13 protein-coding genes are annotated in these 17,009 nt (G+C 70.2%); 6 read left to right on the plus strand and 7 right to left on the minus strand.

The features are described from left to right. Positions 1-14 precede the first annotated feature (14 nt). Together secG and AC5RVZ_RS14275 are read left to right on the plus strand one after the other, a co-directional pair. On the plus strand, positions 15-263 hold the full coding sequence (gene secG, locus AC5RVZ_RS14270) for a preprotein translocase subunit SecG (protein ID WP_494066430.1): 249 nt from the start codon (positions 15-17) through the stop codon (positions 261-263). Further along, positions 263-619, plus strand: coding sequence for an RNA polymerase-binding protein RbpA (locus tag AC5RVZ_RS14275; protein WP_494066431.1), 357 nt, complete (start codon positions 263-265; stop codon positions 617-619). The genes secG and AC5RVZ_RS14275 overlap by 1 nt, the downstream gene beginning before the upstream one ends. 62 nt (positions 620-681) lie before the next feature. Here AC5RVZ_RS14275 and pgl read toward each other — a convergent pair whose 3' ends face one another. From pgl to tkt, 6 genes are read right to left on the minus strand one after another with little or no spacing between them, the layout of a single operon-like run. Continuing rightward, a complete protein-coding gene (gene pgl, locus AC5RVZ_RS14280) occupies positions 682-1,461 on the minus strand; it encodes a 6-phosphogluconolactonase (RefSeq protein ID WP_494066432.1) in 780 nt (259 codons plus the stop codon). A 21-nt stretch (positions 1,462-1,482) separates the two neighbouring features. Then, complete coding sequence (locus AC5RVZ_RS14285) at positions 1,483-2,439, minus strand: glucose-6-phosphate dehydrogenase assembly protein OpcA (protein ID WP_494066433.1); 957 nt, start codon at positions 2,437-2,439, stop codon at positions 1,483-1,485. Beyond that, positions 2,436-3,986 carry a glucose-6-phosphate dehydrogenase gene (gene zwf / locus AC5RVZ_RS14290; protein ID WP_494066434.1) on the minus strand — a complete coding sequence of 517 codons (1,551 nt, stop codon included), beginning with the start codon at positions 3,984-3,986 and terminating at the stop codon, positions 2,436-2,438. The genes AC5RVZ_RS14285 and zwf overlap by 4 nt, the downstream gene beginning before the upstream one ends. 14 nt (positions 3,987-4,000) lie before the next feature. After that, positions 4,001-5,623: a glucose-6-phosphate isomerase gene (locus AC5RVZ_RS14295; protein ID WP_494066435.1), complete on the minus strand. Its 1,623-nt coding sequence runs from the start codon at positions 5,621-5,623 to the stop codon at positions 4,001-4,003. After that, entirely contained in the window at positions 5,620-6,741 is a 1,122-nt protein-coding gene (gene tal, locus AC5RVZ_RS14300; protein ID WP_494066436.1) for a transaldolase, read from the minus strand. Before tal ends, AC5RVZ_RS14295 begins: the two co-directional genes overlap by 4 nt. Before the next feature lie 2 nt (positions 6,742-6,743). Then, a complete protein-coding gene (tkt, locus tag AC5RVZ_RS14305; RefSeq protein WP_494066437.1) occupies positions 6,744-8,861 on the minus strand; it encodes a transketolase in 2,118 nt (705 codons plus the stop codon). A gap of 249 nt (positions 8,862-9,110) precedes the next feature. On the opposite strand from tkt, the gene AC5RVZ_RS14310 reads away from it, so the two are divergent. Beyond that, a complete protein-coding gene (locus AC5RVZ_RS14310) occupies positions 9,111-10,052 on the plus strand; it encodes a heme o synthase (RefSeq protein WP_494066438.1) in 942 nt (313 codons plus the stop codon). Positions 10,053-10,205: 153 nt separating this feature from the next. Here the strand turns inward: AC5RVZ_RS14310 and AC5RVZ_RS14315 are convergent, their stop codons facing one another. Continuing rightward, positions 10,206-11,537 (minus strand): MFS transporter, encoded by a 1,332-nt coding sequence (locus tag AC5RVZ_RS14315; RefSeq protein ID WP_494066439.1) that lies wholly within the window; start codon positions 11,535-11,537, stop codon positions 10,206-10,208. A gap of 285 nt (positions 11,538-11,822) precedes the next feature. Between AC5RVZ_RS14315 and ileS the strand changes: the two genes are divergently transcribed. From ileS to AC5RVZ_RS14330, 3 genes are read left to right on the plus strand one after another with little or no spacing between them, the layout of a single operon-like run. Continuing rightward, on the plus strand, positions 11,823-15,248 hold the full coding sequence (ileS, locus tag AC5RVZ_RS14320) for an isoleucine--tRNA ligase (RefSeq protein WP_494066990.1): 3,426 nt from the start codon (positions 11,823-11,825) through the stop codon (positions 15,246-15,248). Further along, positions 15,245-16,603, plus strand: a complete 1,359-nt coding sequence (locus AC5RVZ_RS14325) for a bifunctional folylpolyglutamate synthase/dihydrofolate synthase (RefSeq protein WP_494066440.1) — start codon at positions 15,245-15,247, stop codon at positions 16,601-16,603. Before ileS ends, AC5RVZ_RS14325 begins: the two co-directional genes overlap by 4 nt. Continuing rightward, positions 16,591-17,001: a DUF4233 domain-containing protein gene (locus AC5RVZ_RS14330; RefSeq protein ID WP_494066441.1), complete on the plus strand. Its 411-nt coding sequence runs from the start codon at positions 16,591-16,593 to the stop codon at positions 16,999-17,001. The genes AC5RVZ_RS14325 and AC5RVZ_RS14330 overlap by 13 nt, the downstream gene beginning before the upstream one ends. Positions 17,002-17,009: the final 8 nt, after the last annotated feature.

Raw genomic sequence — 17,009 nt, forward strand, 5'->3', positions numbered from 1 at the left:
AAAGGCGTTGATCTGTGCAGATCCTCGAATTCGTTCTGCAGGTGCTCCTGGGCATCACGAGCCTCCTGCTGACGCTTCTCATCCTGCTCCACAAGGGGCGCGGCGGCGGCCTGTCCGACATGTTCGGGGGCGGCATGACATCCGCGCTGGGATCGTCGGGCCTCGCGGAGCGCAACCTCAACCGGTTCACCGTCATCCTGGCGCTGGCGTGGTTCGCCTCGATCGTGGCGCTCGGACTGATCACGAAGTTCCAGGCGCTCTGATGGCCACCGGAGGAAACGCGATCCGCGGCACCCGCGTCGGTGCCGGACCCATGGGCGAGCAGGACCACGGCTTCCACGCCGAGCGCATCGCCGTGTCGTACTGGGACGCCCTGGGCAACGAGACGGTGCGGTACTTCGCCGCGGGCATCCCCGACGAGGAGATCCCCGACATCATCGACTCCCCGCACTCGGGACTTCCCGCCGGTCGCGACAAGGACAACCCGCCCGCCGTGGCGAAGACCGAGCCGTACAAGACGCACCTGGCCTACGTGAAGGAGCGACGCACCGAGGAGGAGGCCGAGGCTCTCCTCGACGACGCCCTCCGCCAGCTGCGCGAGCGTCGCGGTCAGGACTGACGGCCGACGTCGATCCAGACGGAAAGAGAGAGCGGATGCCATCGGCATCCGCTCTCTTCCGTTCAGTACTCCTGGTCGATGAGATCCGGCGGCACCTGGGCCGCGGCGGCCTCGTCGACGAAGAAGATCGTGCGCTTGCGACCCTTGGCGCCCGCGGCCGGCACGCTGGCGTAGCTCGCCCCCGCGAGGGCCAGGCCGAGCGCGGACGCCTTGTCGGTGCCGGCGATGACCATCCACACCCGCTTCGACCCGTTGATGACCGGCCGCGTCATCGTGATGCGCTCCGGCGGCGGCTTGGGGGAGTTGCGCACCGGCAGCACGGCGCTGTCGGTCGCCTGGATCTCGGGGCGGTCCGGGAACAGCGACGCGATGTGCGCGTCGGGACCGACGCCCAGGAAGCACACGTCGAACGACGGCCAGGGTCCGTCCGGGCCCGGGAACCGGGCGAGCTCATCGGCGTACGCTGCCGCGGCGGCGTCGAGGTCGAGCCCCGCGTCGCTGGCGGCCATGGCGTGGATGTTCTCGGCCGGGAGATCCAGGCGGTCCAGGAGCGCAGCGCGCGCCTGCTTCTCGTTGCGCTCGTCGTCCGCCGCGGGCAGGAACCGCTCGTCACTCCACCAGAAGTGCACCCGCGACCAGTCGATGCGGTCGATGCGCTCATCCTGCGCAGCCGCAGCCAGCACGGTCGCTCCCATGGACCCGCCCGTCAGGGAGATGTGTGCGATCTTGCCCTCGTCCACCCGCTTGATGACGCGGTTGACGAAGCGGGTCGCGACAGCGTCGGCGAGCGACTCGGGATCGGGGCTGATGACGACGCGTTTCTCGCTACCGGCTCGAGCCATCACGTCACTTGCCCGACTCGCTCATTCGCCCCGCGTCTCCTTCGTCGCCGGCGGGTCGAGCAGCTCCCAACCCTCCGTGATCACTCGACCATACAGGACGTCCGGATCCAGACGCCGCAGCTCCTCGGCGAGGCACTCGCGCAGGGTCCGCCGCGGGAACGCGAGCTCGTGGCTGGGCTGCCCCGGCTGGGTGAGGATGGCCACGCCCGGCGTCGGGCGCTCGAGGAGCACCTCGCCGCTCTCGCGGACCAGAGCGACGGACTTGATGCCGTGCGGCCACTCGTCCTCGCCGAGGTAGGTCCAGTCCACCGGAACGTCGAGCGCCAGCCGCAGCCAGGCCGCGAGCAGCGCGGTGGACGGGGACGTCGCCGCACCGCGCACCCGCACCTGCGTCACCGGCTCGTAGGGAGGCTGATCCAGGATGGCGGCGAGCTGCTCGCGCCAGCGGGTCAGTCGCGTCCACGCCAGGTCGGTGTCGCCGGGCGCGTACTGCGGGCCGAGCCCGGCCACGAACGCCGACGGATCCGACTTCGTGGCCGCGTCCGTGATGCGGCGCTGTGCGATCTTGCCGATCGAGGTCTTCGAGATGTTCTCGGGCGTGCTGTTGGGCCACCACACCACGACCGGCGCGTCGGGCAGCAGCAGGCCGGTGACGAGGCTCTCCAGGTTCGACAGGCCGGTCTCGCCGAGCGCGCGCAGGGTGATGACCTCGCTGGCTCCGGCATCGCCGCCGACGCGGATCTGCGCGTCGAGGCGGGAGTCGGCCTCGTCCGCGTCGATCATCAGCACGATGACGCGCATCGGATGCTCACGCGAGGCGTCGTTGGCGGCCTCGATGACCTCTTCGACGGCGCCCTCGCGGGTCAGGATGACGAGCGTGAGAACGCGGCCGAGCGCGACCGCGCCGCCCTCCTCGCGCACGTTCACCAGCGCACGGGAGATCTTGCTCACGGTGGTGTCGGGCAGATCGACGATCACGGCCGCCTCCAGCTACGTCCGTCGCGGGCGAGCATCTCGTCCGCGGATGCCGGGCCCCACGACCCGGGCGAATACTGTTCGAGGGGACCGCCCTGCTCTTCCCAGAACTGCTCGATCGGGTCGAGGATCTTCCAGGAGAGCTCGACCTCCTCGTGCCGGGGGAACAGAGGCGGGTCGCCGAGGAGCACATCGAGGATGAGGCGCTCGTAGGCTTCGGGGCTGGCTTCGGTGAAGGCGTGGCCGTAGCCGAAGTCCATCGTGACGTCACGCACCTGGGCGCCCGCGCCGGGCACCTTCGAGCCGAAGCGGATGGTGACGCCCTCGTCGGGCTGGACCCGGATCACCAGAGCGTTCTGGCCCTGACCGGAGGTCTGGCTGCGGGAGAACAGCAGCTCGGGTGCGCGCTTGAAGACCACGGCGATCTCGGTCACGCGTCGTCCCAGTCGCTTGCCGGTCCGCAGGTAGAACGGCACGCCCGCCCAGCGCCGCGTGTTGATCTCGAGCGTGATGGCGGCGTACGTCTCGGTCGTGGACTGCGGGTTCATGCCTTCCTCTTCGAGGAAGCCCGGCACCTTCTCGCCGCCCTGCCAGCCGCCGGCGTACTGCCCGCGCGCCGTCGAGCGTGCGAGGTCGTCCGGCAGCGTGACCGCCGCGAGCACCTTCTCCTTCTCGGCCCGCAGATCCTTGGCGTCGAACGAGATCGGCTCCTCCATCGCCGTCAGCGCGAGCAGCTGCAGCAGGTGGTTCTGGATGACGTCGCGCGCTGCGCCGATGCCGTCGTAGTAGCCGGCGCGCCCGCCCACGCCGATGTCCTCGGCCATGGTGATCTGCACGTGGTCGACGTAGTTGCGGTTCCAGATGGGCTCGTACAGCTCGTTCGCGAACCGCAGCGCCAGGATGTTCTGAACGGTCTCCTTGCCGAGGTAGTGATCGATCCGGAAGATCGAGTCGGTCGGGAAGGTCGATCGCAGCGCGTCGTTGAGCTCGCGCGCGGACGCCAGGTCGTGACCGAACGGCTTCTCGATGACAACGCGCCGCCATCCGTCCGGCTGGTCGGCGGTCTCGTCGACCAGGCCCGAGGCCCGCAGCTGCTCCGCCACCAGCGCGAAGGCCTTGGGCGGGATGGACAGGTAGTACGCGTGGTTGCCCATCGTGCCCCGCTCGACGTCGAGCGCCTCGACGGTCTCGCGGAGGCGCCGGAAGGCCTTGGGGTCGTCGAACTCGCCGGACACGAACCGGATCCCCTGGGCGAGCTGCTGCCAGGTCTCCTCCCGGAACTCGGTCCGCGCGTTCTGCCGGACCGCGTCGTAGACGATCCGGGCGAAGTCCTGGTCCTCCCAGTCGCGTCGGGCGAAGCCGACCAGGGCGAAGCCCGGAGGCAGCAGACCGCGGTTGGCGAGGTCGTACACGGCGGGCATGAGCTTCTTGCGGGAGAGGTCTCCCGTCACGCCGAAGATCACCAGCGCGCTCGGGCCGGCGATGCGATTCAGGCGCCGGTCTTCGGGGTCGCGCAGCGGATTGCGGCCGCGCGAGATGTCGACAGTCATGGGGGAGGGTGCTCCTACTGGGCCGCTTCGAACAGCGACAGCACTTCGATCTGGGGATCGGTGAGGGTCAAGGTGACGACCGGACGGCCATGGCCTTCGGCGAGCACGTGTGCGTCGCCGGCGGCCTGCGCCTGGATCAGTTCACCGAAGGTGAAGGGACGGCCGGGGATCTCGAGGTCGACGTCGGTCCGCTCGAGGATCTGCAGGAAGACGCCGTTCGCGGGGCCGCCCTTGTGGTACTGGCCGGTGGAGTGCAGGAACCGCGGTCCCCAGCCGAACGTCGTGGGGCGTCCCGAGTCCGCGGCGACCAGTTCGCGCAGCCCCGCCAGCTGCGGAAGCTCGAGCCGGTCGACGTACGCCTGGATGGCGACGTAGCCGCCGTCGGGGATCCGCGCCCACAGGGCGTCCATCACACCGGCGACGGTCCCGGATGCCGCGAGCTCTGGGTCGGAGACGCGCACCTCGACGCCCTCCGCGTGGAAGTCGGCCGGACGAGGCGCGGGACGCTCGTCCAGCAGGCCGCGCGCGGCGGTCTTGGCCGACTCGACATCGGGCTGGTCGAAGGGATTGATGCCGAGCATCCGCCCTGCGATCGCCGTGGCGTGCTCCCACACGACGAACTGCGCGCCCAGCGATCCGCTCACGAGGATCTCGTCCTCGTGCTGCTCGAAGAGGTGGAACTGCTTGGCCTCGTCGACGAACCGGACGATCTGCAGGTCTTCGGGCCGGTTCTCCACTTCCGGCGACACCGGAAGCAGGACCACGGGCAGGATGCCCGTGCCTTCCTTGCCGGTCGACTCGGCGATCAGCTGCTCGATCCAGTCGGGGAGCCCGACGATGTGCGTGCCGTCGGTGACGAGACCGAGCTTGTCGCGCCGGGGCTCTCCGCCGGCGATGGCTGCCGCCAGGACGAGGGCCGGGTTGTCGGGGCTGTCGATGGCGACCTCGAGCAGCGTCGCCTCCGCCTCGTCCAGGATCTCGGAGATGTCGGCGCCGGCGAGTCCGGCGGGGACGAGTCCGAAGGCCGTCAGCGCGGAGTAGCGTCCGCCGACCGTCGGGTCGGCGTTGAACACGGTGTATCCATCCGCACGCGCCGCCTCGTCCAGGGGAGACCCCGGGTCGGTGACGACGACGATCCGCTCGGCGGGATCGATGCCCAGGTCGCGGAAGGCCGCCTCGAACGCACGCTTGGCCGAATCGGTCTCGACGGTGGATCCCGACTTCGACGACACCACCAGCGCGGTGCTGCGCAGGTCGCCCGACTGCGGATCGCCGTCGATGGCGGCGAGAACCTGACCGGGCGCGGTCGAGTCGAGGATCACCAGCGGCACGCCGGCGGTCTGTGTGATCACCTCAGGCGCGAGCGAGGACCCGCCCATGCCCGCGAGCACGATGCGCGTGACGCCGCGCGCCTGCAGCTGCCGGCGCAGCGCCTCGATCTGCGGCACGAGCGGACGAGACACGCTGACCGCCTGCACCCAGCCCAAGCGGCGGGATGCCTCATCCTCGGCGGCCGGACCCCACAGCGAGGGGTCGCCCGCCGTGATGCCCGACGCCACGAGGCTCTCCGCCAGAGCGGGCAGCGTCGCGTCGACGACCGACTTGACGCGCCCGCTCAGGTGGATGTCGAAGCTCACCGGGCGGCCTCGACGGCACCTTCCAGCGCCGCCTTGACGGTGCCCTGGAGGTCGTGCCACGAGGCGATGAACTTGGCGACGCCCTCGTCCTCGAGCACCTGGGTGACGTCGTCGAAGTCGACGCCGACGGCGGCGAGATCGGCGAAGACCTTCTTGGCGGCCTCGTAGGTGCCCGAGATGGTGTCGCCGGCGATCTGCCCGTGGTCGAAGGTCGCCTCGAGCGTCTTCTCGGGCATCGTGTTCACAGTGCCCTTGGCGACGAGCTCGGTGACGTACAGCGTGTCGGGGAGCGACGGGTCCTTGACGCCTGTGGAGGCCCACAGCGGCCGCTGCACGTGAGCGCCGGCATCCGTCAGCGCCTTCGCGCGGTCGGTTGCGAACTCCTTCTCGAACAGCTCGTACGCCAGACGCGCGTTCGCGACGCCGGCGAGCGACTTCAAGGCGAGCGCCTCGTCGGTGCCGATCGCGGTGAGGCGCTTGTCGACCTCGCTGTCCACGCGGGACACGAAGAACGACGCGACCGAGTGGATCTGCGAGATGTCGTGGCCGTTGGCCTTCGCCTGCTCGATCCCCGCCAGGAACGCCTCGATGACCTCGGCGTAGCGCTGCAGGCTGAAGATGAGCGTCACGTTGACCGAGATGCCCTCGGCCAGCGTCGCGGTGATGGCCGGAAGCCCCGCCTTGGTCGCCGGGATCTTGATGTGCACGTTCGGACGCGCGACGGTCGACCACAGCTGCTTTGCCTGTGCGACGGTCCCCTCGGTGTCGTGGGCGAGGTCGGGGGAGACCTCGATCGACACGCGTCCGTCGATGCCGCCGGTCGCGTCGTAGACGGGGCGGAAGATGTCCGCCGCGTCACGCACGTCGTCGGTCGTCGCCGCGAAGATCGCGTCGTCGACGGAGGCTCCCGAGCGCGCCAGCTCGGTGATCTGCGCGTCATACGCATGACCGCCGCCGCTGATGGCGCCCTGGAAGATCGTCGGGTTCGTGGTCACGCCGCTGACGTTGCGGGTGCTGATGAGCTCGGTCAGGTTGCCGGACGTGATGCGCTCGCGCGACAGGTCGTCGAGCCAGATGCTCACGCCCTCGGCGACGAGCTTCTCGGTGGGGGTGCTCATGCTCACTCCTTGTTGCTCTGCGCCGCGGCCACGGCGGCGATGGTCTCGCGCGCCGCCTCCACGACTGCTTCGGCGGTGATGCCGAACTTCTGGAAGAGGGTCTTGTAGTCCGCCGACGCACCGAAGTGGTCGATCGCGACCGAGCGGCCGAAGTCGCCCACGATGCCGCGCCAGGTCAGCGGCGAGCCCGCCTCGACCGACACGCGCGCCTTCACACCGGCGGGGAGCACCGACTCGCGGTAGGCCTCGTCCTGCTCGTCGAACCACTCCAGCGACGGCGCCGACACGACGCGGGCGTTCACGCCCTCGGCGGCCAGGGTCTCGCGGGCGGCCACAGCCAGCTGCACCTCGGATCCCGTGGCGATGAGGATGACGTCCGGCGTGCCGTTCGGGGCCTCCGCGAGCACGTACGCGCCCTTGGCGACGTTGTCGGCCGACGCGAGCACGTCGCCCGAGGCCTCGCCGTCGCCGCGCTCGAACACCGGGATGTTCTGTCGCGTGAGCGCGATGCCGGCGGGGCCGGCGTGACGGCGCAGCAGCTCGAGCCACGCCACGGCGGTCTCGTTCGCGTCGGCGGGGCGCACGACGGTGAAGTTCGGGATCGCGCGGAGCGCCGCGAGCTGCTCGATCGGCTGGTGCGTGGGCCCGTCCTCGCCGAGGGCCACCGAGTCGTGGGTCCACACGAAGATGCTGGGCACGTTCATCAGCGCAGCCAGGCGCACAGAGGGACGCATGTAGTCGCTGAAGATGAGGAACGTGCCGCCGAAGGCGCGGGTCGGCCCGTGCAGCACGATGCCGTTGACGATCGCCGCCATGGCGTGCTCGCGGATGCCGAAGTGCAGCACGCGCCCGTAGGGGTCGCCCGACCACTCGTGCGTCGACCACTCGTCGGGGATGAACGACTTCGCGTCCTTGATCGTGGTGAGGTTCGACTCGGCGAGGTCGGCAGAGCCGCCCCACAGCTCCGGGAGCTTGTCGGCGAGCGCGTTGATGACCACGCCGGAGGCGGCGCGGGTCGACACGTCCTTGCCGGACTCGAAGCTCGGCAGAGCGGATGCCACGTCCTCGGGAAGTTCCCGGGCCTGCAGCCGGTCGAACAGGGCCTTGCGCTCGGGGTTCGCGGCGGCCCAGGCGTCGAACGACTCCTGCCAGGCGGCGCGCTCCTGGGCGGCGCGCTCCCGCAGGCCGCGGGTGTGGGCGATAACGTCCTCGGCCACGACGAAGGACTGCTCGGGGTCGAAGCCGAGGACCTTCTTGGTCGCGGCGAGCTCGTCGGCGCCGAGCGCCGATCCGTGGATCTTGCCGGTGTTCTGCTTGCCGGGCGAGGGCCAGCCGATGATCGTGCGCAGGACGATGAGCGACGGCTTGTCGGTCTCGCCCTTGGCCGCCTCGATGGCGTTGTACAGCTCGGCGACGTCCTCGACGTACTCGCCCGTCTTCTTCCAGTCGACGGTCTGAACGTGCCAGCCGTACGCCTCGTAGCGCTTGGCGACGTCCTCCGTGAAGGCGACGTTGGTGTCGTCCTCGATCGAGATCTGGTTGGAGTCGTAGATCGCGATGAGGTTGCCCAGCTGCTGGTGGCCGGCGAGGCTGGAGGCCTCGCTGGTCACGCCCTCCTGCAGGTCGCCGTCGCTGGCGATGACGTACACGTAGTGGTCGAACGGCGACTGCCCCGGCGCGGCATCCGGGTCGAACAGGCCGCGCTCGTAGCGAGCGGCGTACGCGAAGCCGACCGACGAGGCCAGACCCTGTCCCAGCGGACCGGTCGTGATCTCGACGCCGTCGGTGTGGCCGTACTCGGGGTGTCCCGGGGTCTTCGAGCCCCACGTGCGCAGCGCCTTGAGGTCGTCGAGCTCCAGCCCGAAGCCGCCGAGGTACAGCTGCACGTACTGCGTCAGCGAGGAGTGGCCCGCCGACAGGATGAAGCGGTCGCGTCCCACCCAGTGCGTGTCGGCGGGGTCGTGCCGCATGACCCGCTGGTAGAGCAGGTACGCCGCCGGCGCCAGGCTCATCGCGGTGCCGGGGTGGCCGTTGCCCACCTTCTCCACAGCATCCGCTGCCAGCACGCGGGCGGTATCCACCGCGCGCCGATCAATCTCATCCCAACGCAGTTCCGACACCCGGCCGCCTTTCTCGAGGGGTGCGCGCCCCGTGAGAGAAGCCGTCCGCGGCCCTTGTCCGGATGGAGAAGGGGGGAATTCGGCGGCGGGCGCGCGTGTGCTTTCAGCATAGCGAAGCGGCATACCGCCCGGGTCATGCGCCGGCCTGTATGACGCCGTCTTGCAGTCGCCGCCGGTGCGGCCACGGATCGCCCGTCGAAGCCGATGTCCTAGACTTGACCGGAGTTCTGCGAGCGGATTGCGGGGGCGATGGATATCACGAGCACGGCCGGGGCCGACGCGACCATCGACCCGACCCGTCGCCCGCGCCAGGGATTCGGCCGCACGGTCAGGGCGTACATCGCGCTGATGAAGCCGCGCGTGCTCGAACTGCTGCTGGTGACCACCGTGCCGGTCATGCTGCTCGCGCAGGGCGGGTTCCCGAGCCTATGGCTGGTTCTCGCCACGGTGATCGGCGGCACCGCGAGCGCCGGATCTGCAGCGGCGTTCAACATGTACCTCGATCGCGACATCGACGCGCACATGCAGCGCACGGTCAACCGGCCCCTCGTCACCGGCGAGGTGTCGCCGCGCGGCGCGCTGACCTTCGCGTGGACGCTCGGGGTGTTCTCGACGGTGTGGCTCTGGCTCACCACGAACTGGCTCGCGGCGACGCTGTCGGCGGCGGCGATCTTCTTCTATGTCGTGATCTACACGATGATCCTCAAGCGCCGCACCGAGCAGAACATCGTGTGGGGCGGCATCGCCGGCTGCTTCCCGGTGCTGATCGGCTGGACCGCCGTGACCGGGTCGCTGGCCTGGCCGCCGGTCATCCTGTTCGCACTGGTCTTCCTGTGGACGCCGCCGCACTACTGGCCGCTGTCGATGAAGTACCGCGAGCAGTACGACGAGGTGCACGTGCCGATGCTGGGCGCCACCCGGGACGGTTCCCAGGTCGGCCTGCAGGTGATCCTGTACGCGTGGGCCACCATCGCCTGCTCGCTGCTGCTGATCCCGGTGGCCGGCATGGGGCTGGTGTACTCGGTCTCGGCGCTGGTCTTCGGCGGCTGGTTCATCTACGAGTCCCACCGCCTGTACAACCGCGCGGTCCGGGGCACGGAGCCTCGTCCGATGCGCGTGTTCCACGCCTCCATCACGTATCTGACGCTGCTGTTCGTGGCGATCGCCGTCGACCCGCTGCTGCCCTTCTAGCGTGATCCACGTCGGCTACGCGCAGGTCGTCCACGACTGGCCGGCGGTGCAGGGCGTCATCAGGCGTGCCCGTCACGCATGGTCTGCACCGCGCGGCGTAGCGGTCGCCCGGTTCACGGGGCGGTGACGCCGTGATGCGAGCGAGGTGCTCGCTCAGACGGCGATGGAGGCGGACTCCGGCTGGGTGGCCAGCTCCGGCTCGGGCCGGCGGCGCGAGGCGACCCAGGCCGCCACGAGCGTCACGGCCGACATGACGGCGAGGATGATCCCCGGATGCCACCATGCGAAGTCCGTCGCCGCACCGAGCCCGAAGGTCAGGTAGGGGACGAATCCGCTGAGGGTCGCGGCGAGGGCGTAGGCGAACGACAGGGCCGAGTAGCGGACGTTGTCGGGGAACAGGTCGTTCATCAGGCCGCCCAGTGCCGCCCACGACATGGTGGGAAGGATGCCGCCGATGATCATCGTCCCCACGAGGATCGGGAACGTCGCGAACTGCAGGAGGGCGTACATCGGGAAGGTGATGAGGAGTGTTCCGAGCGCGCCCCACGCGACCACGCGCGCCGAGCCGATGCGGTTCGCCCACGCGCCGAACAGCGGGATCGTGACCAGCTGCAGGAGGCCGCCGATCGTGGTGGCGACGAGCAGCTCGGTGTAGTCGAAGTTCAGCTGCTCGACGCCGTAGTTGACGGTGTAGGTGTTCATGAGCGAGTACGACCCGATGCCGAGCAGCGCGGCACCGATCGCGATCACCATGGCGACGGGGCGCTTGGCGAACATCGTCACGAACGGGATGCGGTCGCGGCGGCCCTCGGCGACGACGCCGGCGAACACCGGGGTCTCGGAGATCGTCAGCCGCAGGTACAGCGAGACCGCCAGCAGCGGCAGCGCCAGCAGGAACGGGATGCGCCAGCCCCACGCGACCATCTCCTCGGCCGGCAGCGACAGTGTCATGACGAGGAACACGACGGCCGAGAGGATCGAGCCCACCGGGGAGCCGAGCTGAGGGACCGCGGCGTAGAAGGCCCGCTTCACCGGCCCCGAGTGCTCGGTGGCGATGAGGATCGAGCCGCCCCACTCGCCGCCCAGCGACAGGCCCTGCGCGATGCGCAGCACGATGAGCAGCACGGCGCCCAGCCACCCGGCCTGCGCGTAGGTGGGCAGCAGGCCGATGAGTCCGGTCGCAACCCCCATGATGCCGACCGTCCACAGCAGCGTCGCCCGTCGGCCCAGCCGGTCGCCCATGTAGCCGAACAGGAGGGCGCCGATCGGACGCACCACGAAGGCGACCGCGATCGTCAGGAAGGCCACACTGGTGGCGCCGACCTGGCCGAGCGGGTCGAAGAAGAGCGGTCCGACGAAGAACGCCGAGAAGTACGCGAACAGGTAGAAGTCGAACGACTCCAGCGAGGTGCCGACCATCGACGCCCACGCGACGCGGCGGGTCGGGGAAGCGGTGTCGGCGGAGACAGGGGATGCGGAGCTCACGGACGTCAATCTTGGCACGAGTCCAGAATCCCCGAGGCGTGTGCAGGAATTCCCATTGCGCCGCCGCGATACAATCGACGCACCAGCATCGATCCGGCCATCACCGGGGAGCTCTCGGAAGAACAGGACTCCGGTCCCCAGTAGAACCGAGCGGGGCAGGCCCGTCACAGCCGCAGTGAGAGGGGACGGATGCCTCGCCCGAGGCATCCCGTCAACGCAGGGTGGTACCGCGGTCCGCGAGGGTCGTCCCGGCAGGCAGCACACGAGCGAGCACTGCGAGAGATGATGACCTACCCGCGATCCGAATCACGGTCCCTGAGCAGCGGCGGAGCCGCGAGCGGAAGCGTCGGGCCGGCCGCCGACGCGCCGCCGGCCGCCGTCGTCCCCAGCCCTCGCTTCCCCGACATCGAGCGCGAGACGCTCGCGTTCTGGGCGGCCGACGACACCTTCCGCGCGTCGATCGCGCAGCGCGACGGCGCCCAGGAGTGGGTGTTCTACGACGGCCCGCCGTTCGCCAACGGCCTCCCGCACTACGGCCACCTCCTCACCGGGTACGCCAAGGACCTCTTCCCGCGGTTCCAGACGATGCGCGGCAAGAAGGTGGACCGGGTGTTCGGATGGGACACCCACGGCCTTCCGGCGGAGCTGGAGGCGATGAAGCAGCTCGGCATCACCGAGAAGAGCGAGATCGAGGCGATGGGCGTCGCGGCGTTCAACGCCAAGGCCCGCGAGTCGGTACTGGCGTACACGCGCGAGTGGGAGGACTACGTCACACGTCAGGCCCGGTGGGTCGACTTCGAGCGCGGCTACAAGACGCTCAACGTCTCGTACATGGAGTCGGTGCTGTGGGCGTTCAAGACGCTCCACGACAAGGGCCTCGCGTACGAGGGGCACCGCGTGCTCCCGTACTGCTGGCGCGACGAGACGCCGCTGTCCGCGCACGAGCTGCGCATGGACGACGACGTCTACAAGATGCGCCAGGATCCCTCGGTCACGGTGACCTTCCCGCTCGTGGGTGCGAAGGCCGAGTCGATGGGACTGACGGGCGTGCGCGCCCTCGCGTGGACGACGACGCCGTGGACGCTTCCGACGAACCTCGCGCTCGCCGTCGGCCCCGACATCCGGTACGTCGTCGTGCCCGGCGGCCCGCACGGGGCGGCCGACGTGCGTGGCGATGACGAGCGCGCCGAGACGGAGCCGCACCGGTACCTCCTCGCCGAGGAGCTGCTGGCAGGCTACGCGAAGGACCTCGGGTACGAGTCGGCCGGGGCCGCTCGCGACGCGGTCGAGCAGACGGTGCTCGGCGCCGAGCTCGAGGGCGTCGCCTACGACCGTCTCTTCGACTACTACGCCGATGCCGCCACGTGGGGCACGCAGGACGCCTGGCGGGTGCTCGTCGACGACTACGTCACCACCGCGGACGGCACCGGCATCGTCCATCAGGCCCCGGCCTTCGGTGAGGACGACCAGCGGATCACCGAGGCCGCCGGCATCCCGCTCATCATGAGCCTCGATGACAGTGGACGGTTCCTGCCGCAGGTGACCGATGTCGCGGGGCAGCTGTGGATGGAGGCCAACCGGCCCCTGATCCGCCTGCTCCGCCAGGCGGGGCGCCTGCTGCGCGAAGCCAGCTACGAGCACTCGTACCCCCACTGCTGGCGCTGCCGCAACCCGCTCATCTACCGGGCGGTGTCGAGCTGGTTCGTCCGCGTCACCGACCTCAAGGACCGGCTGCTCGAGAACAACGAGCGGATCACCTGGGTTCCCGAGAACGTCAAGCACGGTCAGTTCGGCAAGTGGCTCGAGGGCGCGCGCGACTGGTCGGTCAGCCGCAACCGCTACTGGGGCTCGCCCATCCCGGTGTGGAAGAGCGACGACCCCGAGCACCCCCGCGTCGACGTCTACGGCTCCCTTGCCGAGCTCGAGCGCGACTTCGGCCGGCTGCCGCGCAACGAGCACGGCGAGGTGGATCTCCACCGTCCCTACATCGACGACCTCACGCGGCCCAACCCCGACGACCCGACCGGACGCTCGACGATGCGGCGCATCGAGGACGTGTTCGACGTGTGGTTCGACTCCGGCTCGATGCCGTACGCCCAGGTGCACTACCCGTTCGAGAACCAGGAGTGGTTCGACGAGCACGCGCCGGCGGACTTCATCGTCGAGTACATCGGACAAACGCGCGGCTGGTTCTACGTGATGCACGTCCTGTCCACCGCGCTGTTCGACCGACCGGCATTCACCGGCGTGTCGTGCCACGGCATCGTCCTCGGCAGCGACGGGCAGAAGATGTCGAAGTCGCTGCGGAACTACCCCGACGTCAGCGAGGTCTTCGACCGCGACGGCTCGGACGCCATGCGCTGGTTCCTCATGGCGAGCTCCGTGCTGCGCGGCGGCAACCTCGTGGTGACGGAGGAGGGCATCCGCGCGGGCGTGCGGGAGTTCCTGCTGCCGCTGTGGAACGCGTGGTACTTCTTCGCCACGTACGCCAACGCCGCCGGCGGACCGGACGGCGCCGGGTACGAGGCATCCTGGCGCACCGACTCCACGGATGTGCTCGACCGCTACATCCTCGCTCTCACCGGCGACCTCGTGCGCGATGTCGCCGCGGACCTGGAGGCGCTGGATTCGACGCTGGCGGCAGCGAAGCTGCGCGACTTCGCCGAGGCGCTGACCAACTGGTACATCCGCCGCTCACGGGACCGGTTCTGGGTGGGCGTGTCCGAGGACCCGGCCAGCCGTGAGGCGTTCGACACGCTCTACACGGTGCTGGAGACCCTCACCCGGGTGGCGGCGCCGCTGATCCCGCTGGTGGCGGAGAAGGTCTGGCAGGGGCTGACGGGCGGGCGCAGCGTGCACCTGCAGGATTGGCCGGACGCCGATGCGTTCCCCGCTGCCGACGACATCCGCGCCGCGATGGACGCCGTCCGCGAGGCCTCCAGCGTCGCCAACGCCCTGCGCAAGAGGGAGGGCAAGCGCGTGCGCCTGCCGCTGCCGCGACTCACCGTGGCGGTGCCGGATGCGGCATCGCTCACGCAGTTCGAGGCCATCCTCCGCGACGAGCTCAACGTCAAGACGGTCGACCTGGTCGAGCTGGGCGAGGACGTCGCCGCGCGCTACGGCATCAGCAAGCGGCTCACCGTCAACGCCCGTGCGGCCGGCCCGCGGCTGGGCAAGCAGGTCCAGCACGTCATCGCCGGCGCCAAGGCCGGCGTGTGGGAGGAGCGCGACGGGGTCGTCGTGGTCGACGGCATCGAGCTGCAGGAAGGTGAGTACGACCTCACCCTGGAAGCAGGCGGCGCCGACGCGGGGACGGCGATCTCGCTGCTCGGCGACGGTGGCTTCGTGCTGCTGGACACCACGACCACCCCTGAGCTCGAAGCGGAGGGCCTCGCCCGCGATGTCATCCGTGCCGTGCAGGACACACGCAAGGCGGCGGGCTTCGACGTGAGCGACCGCATCCGCCTGCTGCTGCAGTTCGAGGACGACGCCGACGCCCACGCCGTGGCCGCCGCGTTCGAGACCGCCGACGTGGCGGGGGAGACGCTGGCGCTCGCCGCCGCGGTGCGCTCGCGCACCGAGACCCTCGTGTCGTCCGACGGTGTCGGAGTCGGCGCGGAGGTCGAGTACGAGGCCGTCGTCGACGCGGGAACCTACGCCAACCGCGGCTCGTTCACCGTCGCCGTGAGCAGGCAGGAGGTCAGCGCATGAGCGACCGAGACCGGGCACGCGCCGATGCCGTCTACGGGGCGCTGCTGCAGCGCCAGGGTGAGCGCTGGGTGCAGCCGCGGGTCGAGCGCACCCGCCGTGTGCTGGAGCTGCTGGACGATCCGCAGAAGACGTACCGGGTCGTGCACGTCACCGGGACCAACGGCAAGACCTCGACCAGTCGCATCATCGAGAGCCTCGTGCGGGCGCACGGGCTGCGCACCGGGCTCTTCACAAGCCCCCACCTGGAGCGATTCACCGAGCGCATCATGGTCGACGGGGAGCCGATCGACGACGCGGCGGTCGCCGACGCGTGGGACGAGATCGCCCCGTTCGTGGAGATCGTCGACGCCGAGCTGGAGGCCGCGGGCGACGCGCCGCTGACCTTCTTCGAGCTGCTCACGGTGCTCGCCTTCGTGGCGTTCGCGGATGCCCCGATCGACGTGCTCGTCCTCGAGGTGGGGATGGGCGGGTCGTGGGACTCGACGAACACCGCCGACGGCGATGTCGCCGTCTTCGCGCCCATCGATGTGGATCACGCCGATCGGCTCGGCGGCACAATCGCCGAGATCGCGCGCGTGAAGTCGGGCATCATCAAGGACGGCGCCGCGGTGGTGTCGGCGCGTCAGGATGCCGCCGCCGCGGCCGTGCTGCGCGAAGCCGCCGCCGCGCGGTCGGCCACGATCCAGTTCGAGGGCGACGGCTTCGCCCTCGCGGAGCAGCGTCTCGCGGTGGGCGGGCAGCAGATCACGGTGCGAGGTCTGGCGGCGACGTACGAGGAGGAGTACCTGCCGCTGTACGGCGCCCACCAGGGCTTCAACGCCGCGCTCGCCATCGCCGCCGTGGAATCGCTCGTCGGCGGCGGCACGCAGGCCATCGCGCCGGACATCGTCGCCGAGGGCCTTGGAAGGGCCACGTCGCCCGGCCGTCTGCAGCTGGTGGGGGCGAACCCGACCGTGGTCGTCGATGCGGCCCACAACCCGCACGGCGCCCGAGCTCTCGTGGCGGCCCTCCGGGACGCCTTCGACTTCGACGAGTGGGGCGTGGTGCTCGGCGTGCTGTCCGACAAGGACGCCGCGGGCATCGTCGACGAGATCGCGACGGTCTCCGCCCACCTGTTCGCGACGGCGCCCGACTCCGAGCGCGCTGCCGACGCCGATGCGATCGCCGATCTCGCCGAGGCCCGCGGACTGTCGGTCTCGGTGCACCGCGACCTCGCGGAGGCGGCGGATGCCGCGCGGGAGTGGGCGTCGGCATCCGATCGGCGCGCCGTGGTCGTGGCCGGGTCGATCGTCCTCGCCGGCGAAGCGCTTGCGCTGTCGGCCGAGGAGGACTGGAAGAGCGGGTGGGAACGGTGACGGCCGAACGCGCGCCGCGACCCCGGCGGCAGCGGGGCGCCGCGGAGTCGCTCGCGAGCATCGTGCTGGGCTTCGAGTCCGTCGTGGTGTTCCTCGGTGGGCTCGCCATCTACGGGCTTCGAGCCCTCCCGGAGCCGCTGGAGCCGTGGTGGGGGATCGTCGCGGGCATCGCGCTCGCGGTCCTGATGATCCTCACCACGCGGATCGTCCGTCACCCGTGGGGCATCGCCGTGGGGTGGGCGCTGCAGGCCGTCGTCGCTCTCGGCGCGTTCCTGCTGCCGGCGCTCGGACTCGTCGCGCTCATTTTCGGTGGCATGTACGCGTATGCGACGATCAAAGGGGCCGCGCTCGATCGGCGCAACGCGCAGCGCGCGGCACAGCCCCCCGACCCAGCCTGAACGGCGAA

This window comes from Arthrobacter sp. Cza30 (genome assembly GCF_059090765.1).